The sequence below is a fragment of the Paucilactobacillus suebicus DSM 5007 = KCTC 3549 genome, from assembly GCF_001434475.1.
Lineage (GTDB): Bacteria > Bacillota > Bacilli > Lactobacillales > Lactobacillaceae > Paucilactobacillus > Paucilactobacillus suebicus.
In genome coordinates this window covers 15,376-35,076 of sequence record NZ_AZGF01000012.1, presented here as the reverse complement: position 1 = coordinate 35,076, position 19,701 = coordinate 15,376, and the positions used below count along the sequence as shown (strand labels likewise).

The window sequence follows — 19,701 nt, the reverse complement described above, 5'->3', positions numbered from 1 at the left end:
GCCCACAACCATTCCAGCAACGCGCTGGTCTAATCGTGGGCTACTCTGATAACACCACTGGCTATTCTCCTTGTTCCACTCTCTGTGGTTTTCCCATCAGGTACCCCTGCACCACAAAACATGGGTATTTTTCTTTAACCGTTTCGAGTTCCTTTTGGTCTTCCAGACCTTCAATCGCTAATAATTTTCCTTTTTCTTGTGCTAAGTTGTACCAAAAATCTAGTTTCTGTTTGATTTCATTAATGTCATTAAATGGTCTAAAATTTTGGAACGCAAACTTATACTCATTAATATAATCATTCATACCCAACACCAGCCCCGGTGTATTCTGCCCCGTGCCGACGTCATCAATGCATACATATAATCCGGCCTCATGAAAGCGACGACCTGCGTCAATAAGCTCCTGATTTGTCACTCCCGGAGCAATTCGTTCTGTCAATTCCGTAAAAATCTTGATATCCGTTCGACTTTGAACGTCGGCCACCATTTGTAAAAATTTAGGGTCGATAAATTGGCTTTGTTCCAAATTAAACGACAGCATAATCACATTATTAGGCATACTTTCGATGGTTTCGTACAACAAATCTCTTAATGTTTGACTTGTAATCGCATTAAAATCTTTCGGTAACTGCCAACCGTTGTTATTCCACTGACGAATAAACAGTTCATACCCAATTGGCGGATTATCAAGACCACTTACAGCGTATTTTGGTTGTTCATAAAATGTATACATCAGTTATCTCGCCCCCATGACACTGGATCCCGAAAAATAAAAAAAAAAAACGACCCGCAACATGACTTTCTCATGGACGGGTCGTATGCTTGACGATTAATCAAGCTTGAGCAAATTGCTTTTATTAAATAATAAATCTATTCAATTCGTATTATAATTCCACTATCGGTTAGGATGCAACCGTCTACAGCAAAAAAATAAAATTTTTTTATGGACACATGGCTGACCAAAAACCTAACCATTAACTAGTATCCTAGCGCGTGTAAAATCGGGATGATAATCGCTGGCATTACTAGTGCTGGCAGTAGATTTAATGTGTGAATTTCAGCGATTTTCAAAATGTTAATTCCTGATGCCAAAATTAGGACACCTCCCACAACCGATAATTCCGTAATCAAATCACCACTAATGGCCCCTTGCATCAGGATTGAAAGAGCATAAATTCCTCCCTGCCAGCAAAACAAAACCAAACTGGCCACAATTATGCCAATTCCGAACGTGGATGCGAGCACCATCGAGGTAATGCCGTCTAACATTCCGTTAGTAAATAAATAGGTGTAGTTGTGTTTCAACGCCGCCTCGATGGGGCCAATAATCGACAGTGTACCAATGCAAAATAACAAGATTGCAGTGGATAATCCTTGGGCTAAATTGCTACTATTTGGACTTGAAAAATGACCAAGTAACCGATCAAACCGTTCCTCCAGGTTTAGTAACTGACCAATCACCCCACCTAGTGCCAAACTAACGATAAATAACACTGGATACTTGCTGTCGCCCATATGACTGACAGTTGTATTAATTCCTAATAAAACAACCGCTAACCCTAGTGCCTGCATCAAGATCTGGTGATACTTCTCATTCAGTCCGCGCTTAAATAGGCTGCCAATGATACTGCCACAGATGATCATGCCCGTATTAAAAAATGTTCCAATCATCGCCATACTCCTCACTTGTTGATAGTACTAATATAAACCATCCTGTAAGTGAAAGGTCAATTTATAATTAATAGTTTCATTATACGTCTAACTTTGCAGAAGCTGGCTTGACAAACTGGTCAAACTGCACTAAATTTTCTATGTGTATATATTAAATGTTGATGAGAAGATTAACTAACAACGGCTGTCAGAGAGTGCTTGAATTGCTGAAAAAGCATCTACCGAAGTTAGTGAAGATGAGCTCTGAATATGGACGGGTTAGCGCCACGTCTGCGATTGGCATCCGATATCGTGCCCAAGCTGATTGGCTAGTCCAATGAGTTAAGGCAGCTTAATAGCTGTAAAAATAGGTGGTACCACGGTCTAATCGTCATCGTCCTAGTGCATTTTTGTGCTAGGACGATTTTATTTTGTCATTAATTGAGGAGGAAAAATTATGAGAATTAACTATCAAGACGAACAATCATTTTTGGAAAATGTTTTTGCTGCGTATGATTTTACGAAGGAAGATAGTAAGTTACTGGCTGATACCTTAGTTGACGCCGACTTACGTGGTATCTCATCACACGGTATTCAACGGTTGAAGTGGTATTTGAACATGATCAAGGAACACATCATTGAATCAAAAAACCAACCAATCATTTTAAAGGAAACACCAACTAGTTTGCTAATTGATGCTAACCAAAACATGGGCCAAATTGCATCTAATTTGGCAATGAAAAAATTAATTGAAAAAACCAAGAAATCAGTAATTTTGGTTGCTGTTATTCGTAATTCTAACCATTTTGGCACTGCCGGCTATTACTCACGAATGGCTGCTGAAGCTGGACTAATCGGTATTTCTAATACTAATACCCGTCCACTGGTTGTTCCAACCAATGCCAAAGATGCCTTTTTAGGTTCCAATGCGTTTGCCTTTACCTTCCCGGCTGAACCACACCCATTTGTATTCGATGGTGCAACATCAGTTGTGTCAGGTGGTAAAATTCAAGTTCTGGCTAAAAAAGGCGAGCAAATTCCTGGTGAATGGGCAATTAACGGTGAACGTGAAGTTGTTAAAGATGCCAATGTAGCAGAAGATATTTTGTCAGCTGTTGCCTTCACTGAAAAGCAACCAGGTGGTGGTGTCCTAACGCTTGGTGGTAATTCGGAAGAAAATTCCAACTATAAAGGATTTGGTAATTCACTGGTTGTCGAAATTCTAACCGGTATTTTGGCCCAGGGTTCCATTTCGGCTGATACTAACACCGGCAAGCATGACTTCAGTCAGTTCTTCTTAACGATTGATCCATCATTCTTTGGTGACTTGGATGTGCTCAAGGGTAACGTTGAAAGCATGTTTGATCGCATCCGTAACTTGGATCACACACCTGGCACTCAAATCATGGTTCCTGGTGATCGTGAATACAAGCGTTTCGATGATAACAAAGTCGCTGGTGTGGCAATTGATGATACAACTGCAGGTCAACTAGACGATATTGCCAAGGATCTTGGTTTGAAAGCCCCAAAAGCCATTTAATAAAATACAAGATTTAGGTGTTCCGGTTAAAAATGCACAAAATTAGTTCGTTTAAGCACCTAGCAAACATCCCCCACAAAAGTGTATCCTAAAAGATATTACATATGCGGAGGATTTTTTGTTATGGAAGAATTATTTGAGCGGGCACCAATTCCGCAGGCCTACTTCAAGTTAGCTATGCCGGTCGTCATTGGTATGTTGGCCAGCATGGTATACAACGTGACGGATACTTTGTTTGTATCAATGACTCAGAATACCGCCTTAGTCGCAGGAGTGTCGCTATGCATGCCGCTGTTCAATTTAATGATCGCAATCGGTGATATTTTTGGACTCGGCGGCAGTGCATACATGTCACGCCTGTTGGGATCACATAACGACACCCTTGGTGAACACGTGAGCAGTTTTTGTCACTATGCTGGCATCTTTACCAGCATAGTTGTGGCAGCATTACTATTGATCTTTGAACATCCCATTTTGATGGCTTTGGGAGCTACAAGTGCCACTTATAATTATGCGGCCCAATTCTATCGAGTATTTAATGTCGGTGCGGTTCTGGTGACCATCTCAATCATCCCTGGTAATCTAATGCGAACTGAGGGTAAAGCTAAGGAAAATATGATTGGAATGATTGCTGGCCTGCTCCTGAATATCGTCCTTGATCCAATTCTTATTTTAGCGCTACACATGGGAGCAACTGGTGCAGCACTGGCTAACCTAATTGGTTACCTCGTCACCGATATTGTGTTAGTTCAATACGTTCGGCGGCGGTGCAAAATCGTGAACGTGCATTGGAAGAACATCACCTTAAGCTGGCCTGACATCTGGAAGGTGCTAGTAATTGGTCTCCCTGCATCAGTGACCAACTTAATGGTTAGCTATCAGACCGCTCTGTTTGATAACTTCCTATCACGCTACGGAGCAGATCGTGTGGCCGCCCTTGGCATTGCCACCAAAGTTTCACAAATCGTTAATCTTGTAATGGTTGGATTTGCTTTTGGAGCTCAACCTCTAATCGGTTACAGTTATGGTGCAAAAAATCATAAGCGCCTTCAAGGAATTATTCGTTTCGATATCATCGTTCAAGTCGTGTGGTCATTGGTAGCTGCAGCAATCATGATCTTAATCGCACCATGGATCGTGAGCCTGTTCTTGAACAACCCGGCCGTCATTCATTACGGTACACAATTGTTAAGAATCCTACTATTAACGACCCCATTTGCCGGAGCAATTTTGGTTTACACGACGGTCTTCCAATCAACTGCCAAAGCTGGCAGCGCCCTGATCATGTCTGTTTCACGCCAAGGTGTCATCTTTACGATTGCGATCATTATTGCCAATATGGTCTTTGGTTACAATGGTATTATCTGGGCTCAGGCAGTTGCTGATGTGCTGACCACAGTCATCGGGTGGGCTCTTTACCATCATCAGGTTAAACTAGCAAACATCTGACCTTAAATTGGTCAATCTGAGAATGTGAGATACAAGATTTCACATTCTTTTTATTTTATTGTTGCACTAGAGTTAACTCTATAGTTTAAGATGACCTCAACATCAAAAATATGGAGGAAATCAAAATGAATAATAACGTACTTGTAACAGGTGGAAATGGATTTTTAGGATTGCATATCATCGCTCAACTACTTCAACAAAATTATCAAGTCACAACCACCCTGCGAAATTTATCAAAAAAACAGGATGTGATTGACACGCTAACTAACAATGAGATCGATAATTTAGACCAACTTGATTTTGTTGAAGCCGATCTTGCTCAAGATAAAGGCTGGCAAGAAGCGATGACAAACATTGACTATGTATTAAGTGTGGCATCTCCACTATTTGACTCTAACGCTAGCAACCTTGATCAGGTATTCGATAATGCCAAAGATGGTGTTTTAAGAATTCTGAAAGCTGCCTACAACGCTCAAGTAAAACGAGTGGTGATGACTGCTAATTTTGGTGCAGTTGGATTTAGCAACTTAGATCGCAATTCAATCACAACTGAAGATGACTGGACAAATCCCGATCAACCAGGCCTGTCACCTTACGAAAAATCAAAATTACTAGCAGAAAAGGCTGCCTGGGATTTTATCAATCAGTCAGACGGCCACATGGAGTTTGCAACGGTTAATCCTGTTGCCATTCTGGGTGCTCCACTTAACGACCACATTTCTGGCAGTTTCGGGATTGTCAAAAATATTGTTGACGGCTCGATGACCAGAATTCCTAACATTGAGTTAAACGTGGTTGATGTTCGAGACGTCGCCGCTATCCACATTAAGACAATGATCACGCCAGCAGCCGACGGACAAAGATTCATTGCATCAGAAGACGGTAAAATTTCAATGAAAGAAATTGCATCATTAGTGCGCGCCAAGCGGCCACAATTAGCGTCAAAGATAACCACTAAATCGATGCCAGACTGGATCCTATCAGTTGGAGCACCATTCAATTCAGAAGCCAAAGAAGGTAAATTATTGCATGATATGAGTCGCAACGTTAGTAACGATAAAGCTAAGAAAATTCTCGGGTGGCAACCAATCAGCAATAATGAGGACACAGTCTTAGCAACCGTTGATACGATTGCTAAACAAATGAAATAATTAATCTGTTTCACGTGAAACACTAGCAGACAATCAAGCACTTAAATTGACACAAGTATTCCTGAGGTGTACAACATTATTGTAAAATTATGTCACTGTTAGGTACACGTACATGGAGGTGCATAGAATGATTAAAGTTGGTATTAATGGTTTTGGACGTATTGGTAGATTAGCACTACGAAGAATTCTAGAATTAAACGACGATAATATTCAAGTTACTGCAATTAACGATTTGACTACCCCGTCAATGTTAGCCTACTTGTTTAAGTATGATTCAACACATGGTGCCGTTTCATACGACGTTTCCGCAACTGATGATTCATTGGTAATCGACGGGCACAAGTATCGTGTGTACGCTGAACGTGATGCAAAGAATATTCCTTGGGTAAAAAACGATGGCGTTGATTTAGTCATGGAATGTACTGGTTTCTACACTTCAAAAGAAAAATCTCAAGCCCATTTGGATGCAGGCGTAAAGAAAGTATTAATCTCGGCACCGGCTGGTCCAATCAAGACCATTGTTTACGGTGTTAACGACGACACTATCACTGCAGATGATCAAATTATTTCTGCTGGTTCTTGCACAACCAATGCCCTCGCACCAATGGCATACTGGCTGAACAAGGAATTAGGAATTAACGTTGGGACAATGACTGTTATCCATGCCTTCACTAGTTCTCAAATGATTTTGGATGGTCCAAAGAGCAAGAAGTTCCGTCCTAACCGGACTGCTTCTGCTAACACAATTCCTCATTCAACTGGTGCTGCTCGTGCCATTGGCTTAGTAATTCCAGAACTTGATGGTCATCTGCAAGGCCACGCACAACGTGTTGCCGTTGTTGATGGATCAGTTTGCGAATTAGTATCAGTATTAAAGACTAAGAACGTCACAGCTGATCAAGTTAACGATGCAATCAAGCCACACACAGCTAACAACGATTCATTCGGCTGGACAGATGATGAGATTGTTTCATCAGATATTATCAACGACACTCATGGTGGTGTATTTGATCCATCACTGACTGAAGTTACAACTAGTGGTGATTTCCAAGTTGTTAAGACCGCTACTTGGTTTGATAATGAGTATGGTTTTGTTTCAAACATGATCCGGACAGCTGATGCTTTGGCAAATGCTTAAGGGTTAAAATTAAAGGATTAACCGTTGCTGGTGTGGCGGTTGATCCTTTTTTTGTTTGGCCTTGTGATTGTTAAACTTGGTTGTTTTGAGACGTAAACTGTGATTTAACCTACCTTTATATCTGAAACGTGTAAAATGACACAGATGTCCCACACATAAGGGGCACCAAACATCAACTACAAAGAACGTAGTCAATGCTTGGTGCCCCTTATGTGCAGACATCTAATCGTGTCATTTTACACTCTGTTTTTACCTCGGCATTGCAATAATCGCCAATATAATAATTACCACAATTGCGATAATGCCAATCGTTAGTCTTGTCTTACTCATGTTAAACTCCCCCTCCGTATCCGTAACCTATAATTTTTTAATTAATTCTAGTGATTTTTGAATATCATCATTTGAATCTGATTGCAGGTTTCTATTTATATTTTCTTCAACGATCAAGCCCATTACTCGCTTAACACTGGATTCAACGGCTGATAGTTGTGTGATAATTTCGCCACAGTCTCTACCCTCATCCATCATTCCCTGAATGCCACGTAATTGACCTTCCGCCCGTTTTAAACGGTTAATCAGTTTTGGATCACAAGCCATAATTGTTACCTCCTACAATCCAAATAAATCTTGCTTACCTTTGCAAAGTATACCCTATAATGGATGTTCTATCAATTCAACTTTATTACGGTTTGAATTATATACCCCTATAGGGTATAATCAAAACAAATTTAACTAAAATATTCACAAAGGGTGGGATTGGTATGACAGATAGAATTGTGATCATTGGTGGTGTTGCCGGCGGTGCATCCGTCGCGACTCGCTTACGTCGTTTGAATGAAGATGCCGAAATCGTAATTTATGAAGCTGGGCCGTACATTTCTTTTGCAAACTGTGGATTACCTTATTACGTTGGTAAAAAAATTAAAGAGCGTGATCAACTACTAGTGGAATCAGTGGACGACATGGAGAAGGATTTCAATATTGAAGTTCATGTTAGTAGTAAGGTTACTAAAATTGATTCAGACAACAAACAACTAACAATTCAAACTGAAGACGGTGAAAAACAGGATCAGTATTCCAAGCTTGTACTTTCTACAGGAGCGCAACCTGTGATACCTAATTTTCCAGAAATGAACACGGCCGATAATATTTTTACTGTTCGTAACGTCCCCGATGTAGACCAGATCACTAAATTTATTGATGAAAATCAAGCAAAAACTGCTACTGTGATCGGCGGCGGATTTATTGGCCTTGAAATGGTAGAAAATCTAAAAGAACGCGGACTATCGGTGAACCTTGTAGAAGCGACCAATCAAGTCATGCCAAACTTTGATTTTGAAATGGCACAATATTTGCATGAACACCTTCAAATTAATGGCATTAATCTGTTGCTTAATACTAAATTAGTTGGTTTCCACAATAATGGCCACCAAGTACTACTCAACAATGGTGCGGTACTACAAACTGATTTAACAATTTTAGCAATTGGTATTCGACCAAATTCACAGCTGGCAATTGATGCTGGCATTCAAACTGATCAACGCGGATTCATCAATACGGATAATCACTTTGAAACAAATCTATCGGATATTTTTGCAATTGGTGATGTCATTAACGTCACAAATGAAATCACTGGCGCCCGTCAATCGATTCCATTAGCAGGACCCGCAAATCGACAAGGTCGTTTTCTAGCAGATTACCTATCCGGAATAGATCACACTAACCAACCCATTCTTGGTACATCGGTTGCCAAAGTCTTTGCTCTCACCGCTGCTTCAACTGGTGCCAACGAACGACAATTAAAACAGGCCGAAATAGATTATCATATAATCCACCTCCACCCTAATTCTTCTGCAGAATACTACCCTGGCGCCGCACCAATTCATTTGAAAATTTTATTTGGTGAAGATAATCATATTTTAGGAGCCCAAGCAATTGGCACCACTAAGGTCACCAAAAGAATCGATATTATCTCCACTGCAATCCGTTTTGGAGCAACCGTTAGTGAACTCGCAGATATTGAAGTATCCTACGCACCTCCATATGCTTCTGCCAAAGATCCAGTTAATTTCGCAGGATATATTGCGGATGATATTCAAAATGGTTTAGTAAAAACTTTTCAGTGGCACGAAGTCGATCAATTAATCAAAGATGGCAATGTCTTTCTTGATGTTCGCAACCCAGATGAATTACTTGCCGAGCCTAAATTACCTGGTGCGATAAACATCCCCCGTAGTGAAATTCGTGACCGCATTAATGAACTACCAAAAGACCGTCCAATTTATGTATACTGTGCCGTTGGACTGCGTGGATATAATGTCAGCCGTATTCTGACGCAAAACGGATTAGACGCTCGCAATCTTGATGGTGGTATTAAAACATATTTAACTGCAACCTATGATTCAATGCCACAAGATTCTGAGCCTGAGCGTTCAAGTAACGCTTTAGACACAAAAACACCAGTCACCAAAAATTCAATTGAACTAGATGCGTGTGGTCTCCAGTGTCCTGGTCCAATTTTAAAAGTCAAACAAGATGGAAAGTATGAACGCCGGTGATTCAGTAAAAGTCACTGCATCTGATTTCGGATTCTACAAAGATATCGAAGCATGGGCAAAGGCAACTGGTAATTCTGTAACAGATAATCAAATTCAGGGTGATAAGGTCGTTGCGACAGTTCAAAAAGGTGCTAATCAGCCAGTTACAACCCAAGTAGCTACCGGTGGTAGTACCATCACGACGACAAGTGAAGGAACAACAATCGTTGTATTCGATGGCAACTTTGATAAAGCAATTGCAAGTTTGATCATTGCACAAGGTGCCGCGGCAATGGGACAACCGGTTACTATGTTCTTTACATTTTGGGGACTTAGCGTTATTAAAAAGCCTGGTGTCAAAGTTCATAAAAGAGGATTAGCAAAGGCATTTGATTCAGTCTTACCAAGTAGTGCCGGCAAACTGCCACTATCAAAAATGAACTTTTTAGGTGCTGGACGTTCGATGATCAAAAACTTAATGCATTCCAACAACGTTGATCAATTAGAAGTTATGCTACAAAAAGCTCAGGATGCCGGTGTCAAAATGGTTGCATGCACCATGAGCATGGGCCTCATGGGATTTGAAGAAACTGAATTCATTGATGGTGTTGAATTTGGTGGTGTCGCCACCTATTTAGGTGACGCACGCCAGCGTAGTACAAACTTATTCATCTAGTTTCAATCCCACTATGTGAGTTAGGTTAGAATGGTTCTAAACTAATTGACTTTTAAAAGTGCCTCAAGTATTCTGAGTCTGTTAACAAAAATTCTATAAGAAGGTGCCGTTTATGGCTATTAACGCAAAGGATGCACAAGATGTTTGGAAAGACGCTGGCGAGCACGTTCAGTTCACTGTTTTAAAACTGAAACGTGAGAATCCAGAGACCGATCGTGAGGCGATTCAAGAATTCGCTGATCGATCACAGGCCATCATCCGTTCACTGAAGATTAGAGATTCAAACCCTCAAGCAGCATCAGGATTAAAAGTTGCAATTGGATTTAGTAACACTGCGTGGGATTATTTGTTCCCAGATGCTCCAAAACCTAAGGAACTAGAAACCTACGAGACATTATCTGGTCCTGAATACACGATGCCCGCTACTGAAGGCGATATTTTCTTCCATATTCGTGCAAGCGATGAAGCCGTCGTCTATGAAGCACAAACTCAATTCAGCAAGTTTCTTCGTGACATCACGACCGTTGTCGACGAAACCAAGGGATTCAGATATTTCGAGGGCCGTGCCATTATTGGCTTCATTGATGGTACTGAAGCCCCTGCCATTGAAGATGCTGAAGCATACGCACTAATTGGTGATGAGGATCCAGAGTTCGAGAACGGATCATATGCATTTGCCCAAAAATGGCATCACAACATGGACTTTTGGAACCACATGAAGACCGAACAGCAAGAAAAGGCCGTTGGACGTGAAAAGTTTAGTGATTTGGAGCTGGAAGATGAGGATAAAACGAAAAATGCCCATAATACCAGTGCCAAATTGGAAATTGACGGTGAAGAAAAGAAAATCATTCGGATGAATGTGCCTTATTCAGATCCAGCCTCTAACAACACGGGAACTTACTTCATGGGATACTCACGTCATTGGACCATCACTAAAATGATGCTTCAACAGATGCTTAATACTTCAGACTTTCTTCTGACATTTTCAGACATCTTGTCAGGTCAACTGTTCTTCATACCTTCTAGAAGATTACTGGAAGACATTGCGGATGGCACTTTTAAATAACTACTGTAGATATAAATGAATGAATCTTACAGAATTTAATTCTGTAAGGTTCATTTTTTGTTCAGTACTATGTTTCACGTGAAACTCATTTAACATTTTTAATTATGAGTTTTTCATAACTTTTTTATGGTTTGTCATCATCTTAATTGTATCAACGATAGTTATCTGATACTATTAGATGACGATTCTTAGACACAACAAGTTAAAGCGAGGTAACAGATTGTTAACTGTAAATAATGTATCAATGACGTTTTCAGATCGTAAATTATACGATAACGTCAATTTAAAATTCACACCGGGCAATTGCTACGGAATTATCGGTGCGAACGGTGCCGGTAAATCAACATTCTTAAAGATCATTGAAGGCAACTTAAATCCGACCACTGGCTCCGTTTCAATGGGACCAAACGAACGTATGAGTAGCCTGAAACAAGATCACTTTGCCTATGATGATCAAACAGTGATGAACACTGTATTGCAAGGCTACGATAAATTATACGAAGTAATGTCTGAAAAAGACGCACTTTATGCTAAGGCCGACTTTTCTGACGAAGATGGAATTCGTGCCGCTGAATTAGAGGGCGAATTTGCTGAAATGGACGGCTGGAACGCTGAAAGTGACGCCAGTCAACTATTACAATCATTGGGTATTGAAGAATCAATGCATCAAAGCCTCATGAGTGAATTAGTTGAAGGCGACAAAATTAAGGTCTTGCTAGCACAAGCAATGTTTGGCAAGCCTGATATTTTGCTATTAGACGAGCCAACTAACGGATTAGATCCACAAACTACTAGCTGGTTAGAAGACTTTTTAGCTGACTATGAAAATACTGTTTTGGTGGTCAGCCATGATCGTCACTTCTTGAATGCAGTCTGCACCCATATTTGCGATGTTGATTTTGGCAAAATTGAATTGTTTGTTGGTAACTACGATTTTTGGCTGGAAAGTTCACAACTAGCTCTTAAACTTAAATCACAATCTAATGCCAAGAAAGAAGAACAAATCAAGCAACTGAAAGAATTCGTTGCCAGATTTTCTGCCAATGCTTCTAAATCAAAACAGGCTACTTCTCGTAAAAAGCAATTAGACAAAATTACACTAGATGACATCAAACCAAGTTCACGCAAGTACCCGTTCATCAAGTTCACACCAGAACGTGAATTGGGTAATGATCTTGTCCGGGTGGAAAATCTCAGTAAGACCATTGACGGTGAAAAAGTTCTCGACAATATCAACTTTACACTACGTCCTGGTGACAAGGCAGCAATCATTTCACGTTCCGACTTAACAACCAGCATCCTGATGCAAATTTTATCTGGAACAATGGAACCAGACGAAGGCTCTGTTACTTGGGGTGTCACAACCACTCGCGCATCAATGCCAAAGGATTTGAACCCAGAATTCGATGATGCTAATTTAGATATTCTCGAATGGTTACGTCAATTTGCAAGTAAAGAGGAAAGTGACAACACCTTCCTTCGTGGTTTTCTAGGACAAATGTTGTTTAAGGGTGATGAAGTTTTGAAGAAGGTTAATGTGTTATCCGGGGGCGAAAAAGTCCGTAGTTACCTTTCAAAAATGATGCTCAGCAAAGCCAACGTCCTATTAATGGATGATCCAACTAACCATCTGGATCTTGAAAGCATCACCAGTTTGAATGATGCCTTAATTGACTTCAAGAGTTCAATCATCTTCACAAGTCATGACCACCAATTCATTCAAACAATCGCCAACCACATTGTGGAAGTCGGACCAAAGGGTGCGGTAGACCGACCTGACTCAACGTACGACGAATTTTTAGCACACGAAGTAGCACAGGAACAAGTTGAAAACATTTATTAGAGTGTGGAATATCATCCTCCAAATAAACATCAGACACTGCCTCAAACCCAAAGGATTCATAAAACTGTCTCAAATAATTTTGTCCCTGAATTTTTATACCTTTATCAGGATAAAGTCGATGAATTTCATCAATAGTTGTCTGCACAATTTTCCGGCCAAGTTGTTGTCCACGATACTGTTTAACAACTAATACCCGGCCAAAACTGATATGAATCTGGTCGTCATGTTCAACAATTCTAGTATATGCCGCTATGTGACCATCTGTTTTAAGCATGACGTGACGGGCATCATTATCTTTATCATCAACTTCTTGATAAGGACAGTTCTGTTCAACAACAAAGACCGCAACTCTTGCTTTCATAACTTCAAGTAATTCCAGATTTGATAATTCGTTCGTATTTTTAATTTCCAAATTAAATTGCATGATTTCCTCCAAGAAAAAAGTACCAAATCTACTTCTCACCCATAAGGTGCCCTAGTGAAGTAAATTCAGTACTGTTATTGATATTATCCGGGGATAATATCCAGCTATTTTAGATTTAATATTTTGAATTATCTCATTACTTGTTAACACTTGTCGACTGCCGTTCAATAATCCTAGTTTGTACATGAATTTTGACATTGGCAGTTAGTTCACCACTGACCAGTTTAGTCAAAGTCGTCAATGTCTGTAGCACCATTTCTCGAATTGGCACATGCACAGATGAAATTTCAGGGTAAACTAATTGATCCTCATTAATATCATCGAATCCCATGATTGCCACATCCCGTGGAACTGAAATACGATGCTTTTGGCAAATTTTTAACAGTTCAATTGCCATATAGTCATCCTCACAAAAGAAAACATCAGGTAAATTACGACGATGAATCAACCCATTGATCTCTTCACTTTTAGGATGCGGCACAATTGGTGAAAATGAACATACATTATCCAAATCAAGCATATGTCCTGTTGCAGCCAACCCAGCTTCAAAACCTCTACGCCGTTCATCGAAATTATGAATTCTAATCTTGGAACTGATATAACCAAACCGTTGAAATCCCTGATTAGCTAAATATTTTGCTGCTTGATAGCTGCCTTGAAAACTATCCATTGTCACAAAATTTTTATTTTCAGTTGGTAAACTCGTATCGATGATTACTAAATTAGGCTGAACATGTTCAACTAGATTAATTGTTTGTGCACTCAGATCTGTACCAATCAAAATTGCACCTTCACCACTCAATGGAAATTTGCCCGATTTAAATTCTTCAACGGTTAAAGTCATGATATTAAGACGAGCCTGAAAATGATTAATTTCGTTAGCAAATAGTCCCAACATTTTTTGAAAAAAAGCCTGTTGGCTAAAATCATCAGTAATAATATTGCTGGACTTAATTGCAATTAAATCAAATTGTTTAGTAACACTTTTTTGCCGTAACGGCTTATATCCAGAATCTGCAACGATGGCCTTTACACGCTGCCGGGTGGCTTCACTAACACCTGGCTTATCGTTTAATGCCAGTGACGCAGCCGATTTTGAAACATGAGCTAACTTAGCAATATCAGCTAATTTTATCATGGCTTTCGCTCCAATCTTTATCGTTTATTGTATCACGATCATAAATTAGTTTATATAAACTAAGATAAATTAGAGCTGAAATTAAATTGATCCGAACAAATTTTTTAATTAACATATACGTAAGCGCAACCAACTGACTATATAAGGAGTTTTAGAAATGGCAGAATTTGAAGATTTAACAGAATACAACCATATGATTAACGAGGAACCTTATGATGTTAACGATCCAAAGCTTGTTCACGATCGATTAATCGCTCGTCGAATTTACGATAAAATGAACCGAGCTAATTTTGAGGATCAGGAGACCCTAGATAAATTAACAGATGAATTGTTTGGTAGCCATGGCAAAAACTGCGGCATTCGGCCAAGTTTTATTTGCGACTACGGCTACAACATTCATGTAGGAGACAACTTCTTTGCGAACTTTGATTGCATCTTACTCGACACTTGCGACATTACAATTGGTGACAATTGTTTGTTAGCGCCTAGAGTTCAACTATACACAGCTGCACATCCTCTTGATCAAACCGAGCGGCTTAACTGGATTGGCTATGGTAAAAAAATTACAATTGGCAATAACTGCTGGATTGGCGGCGGTTCTGCTGTCATGCCCGGAGTCACCCTTGGTAATAATGTGGTTGTCGGTGGCGGATCGGTGGTCACAAAATCGTTTGGCGACAACGTTGTGATCGCTGGTAATCTCGCGCACGTAATTAAGCAAAATGAACCAAAGTAATCTTATTAATCATTCAAAAATGAGATCGGAAAAGTTTTAGTTTCCGATCTCATTTACTTTAGAATTTAATTAATACTTTTTGATCATCCTTGATGGCCCTAAGATTTACCGTAAAATCAGCTGCAGTAATCACTTTGTATCGTTTTGACAACTGTAATTTGTGGTTTTCAATATCTGCCACAATAGAATTCATTTTGTCGTACCACTGTGCGACCGTTAATTTTGAATTCCACAATCGCAGGAAAAATAAAATAACAGTTAAATCAGTTCTATCGCTCAACATTTGCTGATCAACAGGTGTTTGGGACATTAAGCCAACGCTTAAGAAATGCCCATTCTTTTCGATAGTTTGAATCAACCGTGTACCAATTTCGCCACCAACACAATCAATGCCATAGTCACAACCTTGGTAATTAGTACTTTCCAGAATCTGCTGTACCAAGTCTTTTTTATTAGCTAAAAATACCTGCGAACACCCTAATTTAAGTAGTTGTTGAGTATATCGATGAGTTCTAGCAACAACGAACACTTTACAGTTCAGACGCTTTAATAATTGAATCAACACACAGTTCAAATTAGAATAACCGCCATCTAAAATCACAATTGAATCTGGTGATACATGCAAACTATTTTTAACAATCAAACTAGCTGTCAGTGGATTGATATACAAACGGCAAGCATCCTCAGATGGGATACTATCAGGAACCCTAATGGCAAAATCAACTTTGGTTTTGACATAAGTTTGCCAGGTTCCCTCGCCTCTCAATGGCAAAACACGTCGACCAAGCCATTCTTGTGGAACAAGTTTCCCGACACTTACTACCTTGCCAACACCCTCATAACCGGCAAACTGTGGCAAATGAATTCGTGCAGCATAGGCTCCCGTGATCGGAATTAAGTCAGATGGATTAACCGGGCACATTTCCATTTTAACTAAAATTTCATCGTCTTCTAGGTCCGAAATTGCAAAGTTACCAAAATGAATTTCTTCTACAGGGTCTCCATAATTTTTATAGTAAAAAGATTGTTTCACTTGAACACCAAATTTCTTTCAATTATTTCCTGGGAAATAAATTTATTTAACAATTGTTAGTTCATTCAATGTCTGTCCATATTCATTTATCAATTCTAGCCGACCGTTAGTGTCACCATAATACAAAAATAGGCCAACCTCATTTACACTGCGTAGTTTAACGTCTTTAGTTGTTACTAATCCATCAATGGCGTCCGCATGATCCGCACGCAACTTCTCACCATACTTTGTGCCATACCTCATCGAACCATCTTTATTCATAATTTTTTCACCAGTCAACTTAGCACCAGCCTTAACCGTCATTTCCTTACTAGCAGTCCAAAAAACGGTAGCTTCACTGCCATTTCTGTTTACTTTAAATGGCATATTCACCATATCTTTGTAAAACTTATGCCGCGGCTTGGCAGGATCCTTCTTAGCAACTGCTTTTTTCGATAAAACAACGCCCAATCGGGCAGTTGTTTTGGTTAACATATCAAGATACGACTGCATCGCCTTAATTTGACTCTGCGGCACCTTAATTTCAGTCTCACCAATTCTATTCTGCATTACTCTACCTACTAGTTTGGGTTCAATCGACCATGGAAGTTGAATAGTTAGCACTTCGTCATACTTTTTTGGCTCATCATCAACACTTACCAAGTAGGATTCATTTATAAACAATTGGATGCCATGATCTGGTATTTCAATTGGCTTACTTGAGAAAATTAATGTGCCCTGTTCATCTGGAAGTTCTACTTTTGTTTTAGTTTCACTCATAGATACCTTGAGTTCAATCGTCATATCATTGATCTCCTTGTGGAAGTAATTATTTTCGTTATTGTAGCATTTTTTGTTGATTTGATAAAAGGTGTGCGGTGTTTCTAAATCATTGGTTGTTTAATGCACATCCGTTTCCAGCTGCATTGTCGAAACGTGATAAAAAGAGCAGACACACATAAAATAAGGGCGCTACTCACCGACCGCATAATGCGCATTCCTTCTCTGCTATTTTGCTGAAACGTGATAAAAAGAGCAGACACACATAAAATAAGCACAACACTCACCGACCGCATAATGCGCGGTCAATGAGTGTTGTGCTTATTTTAAACGTGTCTTGGCGCTCTTTTTATCACTCTATTTTGTTGAACCTATCCGCAATTCTCCCCTTAAAAGTTGGAGACAATTGGTTCATGTACTTTAATACTGCCTGTTTTTCGCTGCCAGTGTACGGAGTTGGTACATAATCGTTTTGGGCATCCGTTGTCGAGATTCTTGTTGGAATTACTCTGAACGTTGAATTCGTAATCTTTTTGTTCTTTACCGTTAAATTTGTTTGTAATAGGAATGATCTCTTATCTACCGGGTTTGGATTACCGCCGAAGCAGAAGTTTCCCATCGAGTAAGCAATTAACTTGCCCTTGTATAGCTCCATCGTTTCAATCACATGTGGATGAGACCCAATTACCATATCCGCACCATGGTTGATTGCATAATGAGCTAACGTCACCTGGGTAGCATTAGGTTTAGCCTGACGCTCGATACCCCAGTGGAAGTATGGAATAACCACCTGACAGCCTTGCTTGCGTAATGATTTGATGTCTCGTGCAATCTTAGCTTTGTCACTCGCCGTGGCCGTCCAACCAGTATAACCGAGAAAGCCGAATTTAACTCCCTTAACGGTTTTAACATACTTATAGCCTTCACCAAAGTAGCCAACACCTGCCGCTTCTACCGCCTTAATCGTTTGCTTGAACCCTTGTTTACCATAGTCATAAATATGATTATTACTGACGGTTACAGCATCAATCCCGCTCACTTTCAGAACGTTAGCTAGTTTAGGATTACCCTTAAAATGAAACACAACATTGCCCGCCTTAGGAGCCATTTGAGCGGTTGTTGCGAAAGTGGTCTCTAGGTTAGCAATTGTCAGGTCATCGCTCTTAAAGTATTTCTGCACATTTTGAAAGAAGTAGTGTGGATTATCACCGTGCTGGGCCCAGACAGTTGGCAAACTAGTTGCCGAATTCAAATTAGGATCTGTTCCCAGTGTATCATCCCCCATAAACGTCAGATGCACCGTTCGTGCCCTACTAGATGTTGTTTTTGAACTGGTGGTATTACTTGATTTATCGGTGCTTTTTTTACTGCCAGAACTAGAACATCCGGCCAGCGTTACACCAATTAACGCAACAGCAGTCACACCAAGTAATGCTTTAAATCTTTTTGACCTCAAACCTATCATTCTATTAATCCTCCCCAATGTAACAATTAATAAATGTTTATAGATTAATTGTACTGGTCGGATTGAGTGACCGCAAGCTCACCAGTGAATCAAGTTTATTAGAATTTTTTTCCTAAAATATCAAGATCGCGCTTAACACCATCCATTTCTGCAACTTCAGGTAAGTGAGCCCATTCTTGATAACCAAACTTCTTAAATAGTCCTAAGCTAGGTGTGTTGTGGCCAAAAATGTAAGCTAAAATCGTTTGGATATCCAGCTCGTTAACATGTTGTTCTACAAAAGTTAACGCTGCGTTGCCCAAATGATGGCCTCGATAGTTTTCATCAATATAAATACTAACCTCAACAGTATGTTTGTATGCCTCACGGCCGTAAAAATCGGTTAGACTAATCCAACCAGCCGTCACATCATCCAACTTAATCAACCACAACGGCCTGTGTTCGTGGTTATGACCAGCAAACCATTCTCGTCGATCATCAACACTGACTGGCTCTAGGTCAGCCGTTGATTGTCGGGTTGGTACGGTTTGATTATAGATTCTGACAATATCTGGTAAATCATCAATCGTTGCAAAAGTAAATGTTGGTGTCATGCTAATATTCTCCTCTGATTCTACAAAAGTCGATTTGTAATAAGTTCCATACTGTTAATAATTTTGTGCCGTTCATCAGCAGAAAATTGCGAAAACAACTCGGAAGTAAACAAATCGTTTTGGTGATTAATCTCTCTCAGCGCTTTTCGTCCCTGCGTGGTTAAATTTAAGATTTTAACACGGTTATCGGATTCTGAGGCAGTTTTACTCAACAGTCCATCCTTTGCCAACTTATTAATCAGTCGGTTGAGATAACTGCGATCAATATGTAATTTTGTGGCTAATTGATTGGCAATTACGTGTGACCCATTGCCAACTTCAAAAATCACACGTCCTTCGGTTAAAGAATAATCGAGATCTTTCATACTATTATTCAAAATACCCAGAATTAAGACGTAATCTCGATTAAACCGACGAATCTTTGCCAATTCTTCCTGATTCATAAGAACCTCCTTAAATTTATAGTCCATTTTAGTATTTTTGTGGCTTTTGTCAACATT

At 39.7% G+C, this 19,701-nt stretch carries 18 protein-coding genes and 1 pseudogene; 9 read left to right on the top strand and 10 right to left on the bottom strand.

Going from position 1 to position 19,701, the window contains the following annotated elements; all coding sequences use genetic code 11:
* Positions 1-61: 61 nt before the first annotated feature.
* Positions 62-733, bottom strand: a complete 672-nt coding sequence (locus tag FD16_RS06440; RefSeq protein WP_010621156.1) for an EAL domain-containing protein — start codon at positions 731-733, stop codon at positions 62-64.
* A 245-nt stretch (positions 734-978) separates the two neighbouring features.
* A complete protein-coding gene (locus tag FD16_RS06435; protein WP_010621155.1) occupies positions 979-1,671 on the bottom strand; it encodes a DUF554 domain-containing protein in 693 nt (230 codons plus the stop codon).
* A gap of 436 nt (positions 1,672-2,107) precedes the next feature.
* Here FD16_RS06435 and FD16_RS06430 point away from each other — a divergent pair, with 436 nt between their 5' ends.
* From FD16_RS06430 to gap, 4 genes are all read left to right on the top strand, one after another.
* A complete protein-coding gene (locus FD16_RS06430) occupies positions 2,108-3,190 on the top strand; it encodes an Ldh family oxidoreductase (RefSeq protein WP_010621154.1) in 1,083 nt (360 codons plus the stop codon).
* A 123-nt stretch (positions 3,191-3,313) separates the two neighbouring features.
* Positions 3,314-4,639 (top strand): MATE family efflux transporter, encoded by a 1,326-nt coding sequence (locus tag FD16_RS06425; RefSeq protein ID WP_010621153.1) that lies wholly within the window; start codon positions 3,314-3,316, stop codon positions 4,637-4,639.
* 125 nt (positions 4,640-4,764) lie between these two features.
* The gene (locus FD16_RS06420) at positions 4,765-5,790 is read left to right on the top strand and encodes an NAD-dependent epimerase/dehydratase family protein (protein WP_010621152.1); all 1,026 of its coding nucleotides are present in this window, start codon (positions 4,765-4,767) and stop codon (positions 5,788-5,790) included.
* Positions 5,791-5,917: 127 nt separating this feature from the next.
* A complete protein-coding gene (gap, locus tag FD16_RS06415; protein ID WP_010621151.1) occupies positions 5,918-6,928 on the top strand; it encodes a type I glyceraldehyde-3-phosphate dehydrogenase in 1,011 nt (336 codons plus the stop codon).
* A 357-nt stretch (positions 6,929-7,285) separates the two neighbouring features.
* Here the strand turns inward: gap and FD16_RS06410 are convergent, their stop codons facing one another.
* Positions 7,286-7,525, bottom strand: coding sequence for a metal-sensing transcriptional repressor (locus FD16_RS06410; RefSeq protein ID WP_010621150.1), 240 nt, complete (start codon positions 7,523-7,525; stop codon positions 7,286-7,288).
* Between the two features lie 164 nt (positions 7,526-7,689).
* On the opposite strand from FD16_RS06410, the gene FD16_RS06405 reads away from it, so the two are divergent.
* The 4 genes from FD16_RS06405 to FD16_RS06395 all read left to right on the top strand — a co-directional run bounded on the left by FD16_RS06405 (position 7,690) and on the right by FD16_RS06395 (position 13,053).
* Positions 7,690-9,486, top strand: a complete 1,797-nt coding sequence (locus FD16_RS06405; protein ID WP_338048827.1) for an FAD-dependent oxidoreductase — start codon at positions 7,690-7,692, stop codon at positions 9,484-9,486.
* Complete coding sequence (locus tag FD16_RS13300) at positions 9,464-10,141, top strand: DsrE/DsrF/DrsH-like family protein (RefSeq protein ID WP_338048826.1); 678 nt, start codon at positions 9,464-9,466, stop codon at positions 10,139-10,141. The genes FD16_RS06405 and FD16_RS13300 overlap by 23 nt, the downstream gene beginning before the upstream one ends.
* Before the next feature lie 112 nt (positions 10,142-10,253).
* Entirely contained in the window at positions 10,254-11,210 is a 957-nt protein-coding gene (locus FD16_RS06400; RefSeq protein ID WP_010621149.1) for a Dyp-type peroxidase, read from the top strand.
* A gap of 220 nt (positions 11,211-11,430) precedes the next feature.
* Positions 11,431-13,053, top strand: coding sequence for an ABC-F family ATP-binding cassette domain-containing protein (locus FD16_RS06395; protein WP_010621148.1), 1,623 nt, complete (start codon positions 11,431-11,433; stop codon positions 13,051-13,053).
* A 1-nt stretch (position 13,054) separates the two neighbouring features.
* Here FD16_RS06395 and FD16_RS13135 read toward each other — a convergent pair.
* Both FD16_RS13135 and FD16_RS06390 read right to left on the bottom strand, forming a co-directional pair.
* Positions 13,055-13,477 (bottom strand): annotated as a pseudogene (locus tag FD16_RS13135) (GNAT family N-acetyltransferase); the annotation flags it as partial.
* A 136-nt stretch (positions 13,478-13,613) separates the two neighbouring features.
* Entirely contained in the window at positions 13,614-14,615 is a 1,002-nt protein-coding gene (locus FD16_RS06390) for a LacI family DNA-binding transcriptional regulator (protein ID WP_010621146.1), read from the bottom strand.
* A gap of 157 nt (positions 14,616-14,772) precedes the next feature.
* Here FD16_RS06390 and FD16_RS06385 point away from each other — a divergent pair, with 157 nt between their 5' ends.
* The gene (locus FD16_RS06385) at positions 14,773-15,351 is read left to right on the top strand and encodes a sugar O-acetyltransferase (protein ID WP_010621145.1); all 579 of its coding nucleotides are present in this window, start codon (positions 14,773-14,775) and stop codon (positions 15,349-15,351) included.
* A 58-nt stretch (positions 15,352-15,409) separates the two neighbouring features.
* Here the strand turns inward: FD16_RS06385 and FD16_RS06380 are convergent, their stop codons facing one another.
* The 5 genes from FD16_RS06380 to FD16_RS06360 all read right to left on the bottom strand — a co-directional run bounded on the left by FD16_RS06380 (position 15,410) and on the right by FD16_RS06360 (position 19,644).
* Complete coding sequence (locus FD16_RS06380; protein WP_010621144.1) at positions 15,410-16,384, bottom strand: zinc-dependent alcohol dehydrogenase family protein; 975 nt, start codon at positions 16,382-16,384, stop codon at positions 15,410-15,412.
* Between the two features lie 42 nt (positions 16,385-16,426).
* On the bottom strand, positions 16,427-17,167 hold the full coding sequence (locus FD16_RS06375) for a hypothetical protein (RefSeq protein ID WP_010621143.1): 741 nt from the start codon (positions 17,165-17,167) through the stop codon (positions 16,427-16,429).
* 328 nt (positions 17,168-17,495) lie between these two features.
* Positions 17,496-18,608 carry a CapA family protein gene (locus FD16_RS06370; protein WP_010621142.1) on the bottom strand — a complete coding sequence of 371 codons (1,113 nt, stop codon included), beginning with the start codon at positions 18,606-18,608 and terminating at the stop codon, positions 17,496-17,498.
* 98 nt (positions 18,609-18,706) lie between these two features.
* Complete coding sequence (locus FD16_RS06365; protein WP_010621141.1) at positions 18,707-19,201, bottom strand: GNAT family N-acetyltransferase; 495 nt, start codon at positions 19,199-19,201, stop codon at positions 18,707-18,709.
* Positions 19,202-19,221: 20 nt separating this feature from the next.
* Positions 19,222-19,644, bottom strand: a complete 423-nt coding sequence (locus FD16_RS06360; RefSeq protein ID WP_010621140.1) for a MarR family winged helix-turn-helix transcriptional regulator — start codon at positions 19,642-19,644, stop codon at positions 19,222-19,224.
* Positions 19,645-19,701: the final 57 nt, after the last annotated feature.

What these genes read in the sequence shown, in the direction of transcription:
- FD16_RS06440 (WP_010621156.1), bottom strand. Translation starts at nt 733, where the DNA reads ATGTATACATTTTATGAACAACCAAAATACGCTGTAAGTGGTCTTGAT.
- FD16_RS06435 (WP_010621155.1), bottom strand. Translation starts at nt 1,671, where the DNA reads ATGATTGGAACATTTTTTAATACGGGCATGATCATCTGTGGCAGTATC.
- FD16_RS06430 (WP_010621154.1), top strand. Translation starts at nt 2,108, where the DNA reads ATGAGAATTAACTATCAAGACGAACAATCATTTTTGGAAAATGTTTTT.
- FD16_RS06425 (WP_010621153.1), top strand. Translation starts at nt 3,314, where the DNA reads ATGGAAGAATTATTTGAGCGGGCACCAATTCCGCAGGCCTACTTCAAG.
- FD16_RS06420 (WP_010621152.1), top strand. Translation starts at nt 4,765, where the DNA reads ATGAATAATAACGTACTTGTAACAGGTGGAAATGGATTTTTAGGATTG.
- gap (WP_010621151.1), top strand. Translation starts at nt 5,918, where the DNA reads ATGATTAAAGTTGGTATTAATGGTTTTGGACGTATTGGTAGATTAGCA.
- FD16_RS06410 (WP_010621150.1), bottom strand. Translation starts at nt 7,525, where the DNA reads ATGGCTTGTGATCCAAAACTGATTAACCGTTTAAAACGGGCGGAAGGT.
- FD16_RS06405 (WP_338048827.1), top strand. Translation starts at nt 7,690, where the DNA reads ATGACAGATAGAATTGTGATCATTGGTGGTGTTGCCGGCGGTGCATCC.
- FD16_RS13300 (WP_338048826.1), top strand. Translation starts at nt 9,464, where the DNA reads ATGGAAAGTATGAACGCCGGTGATTCAGTAAAAGTCACTGCATCTGAT.
- FD16_RS06400 (WP_010621149.1), top strand. Translation starts at nt 10,254, where the DNA reads ATGGCTATTAACGCAAAGGATGCACAAGATGTTTGGAAAGACGCTGGC.
- FD16_RS06390 (WP_010621146.1), bottom strand. Translation starts at nt 14,615, where the DNA reads ATGATAAAATTAGCTGATATTGCTAAGTTAGCTCATGTTTCAAAATCG.
- FD16_RS06385 (WP_010621145.1), top strand. Translation starts at nt 14,773, where the DNA reads ATGGCAGAATTTGAAGATTTAACAGAATACAACCATATGATTAACGAG.
- FD16_RS06375 (WP_010621143.1), bottom strand. Translation starts at nt 17,167, where the DNA reads ATGACGATTGAACTCAAGGTATCTATGAGTGAAACTAAAACAAAAGTA.
- FD16_RS06370 (WP_010621142.1), bottom strand. Translation starts at nt 18,608, where the DNA reads ATGATAGGTTTGAGGTCAAAAAGATTTAAAGCATTACTTGGTGTGACT.
- FD16_RS06365 (WP_010621141.1), bottom strand. Translation starts at nt 19,201, where the DNA reads ATGACACCAACATTTACTTTTGCAACGATTGATGATTTACCAGATATT.
- FD16_RS06360 (WP_010621140.1), bottom strand. Translation starts at nt 19,644, where the DNA reads ATGAATCAGGAAGAATTGGCAAAGATTCGTCGGTTTAATCGAGATTAC.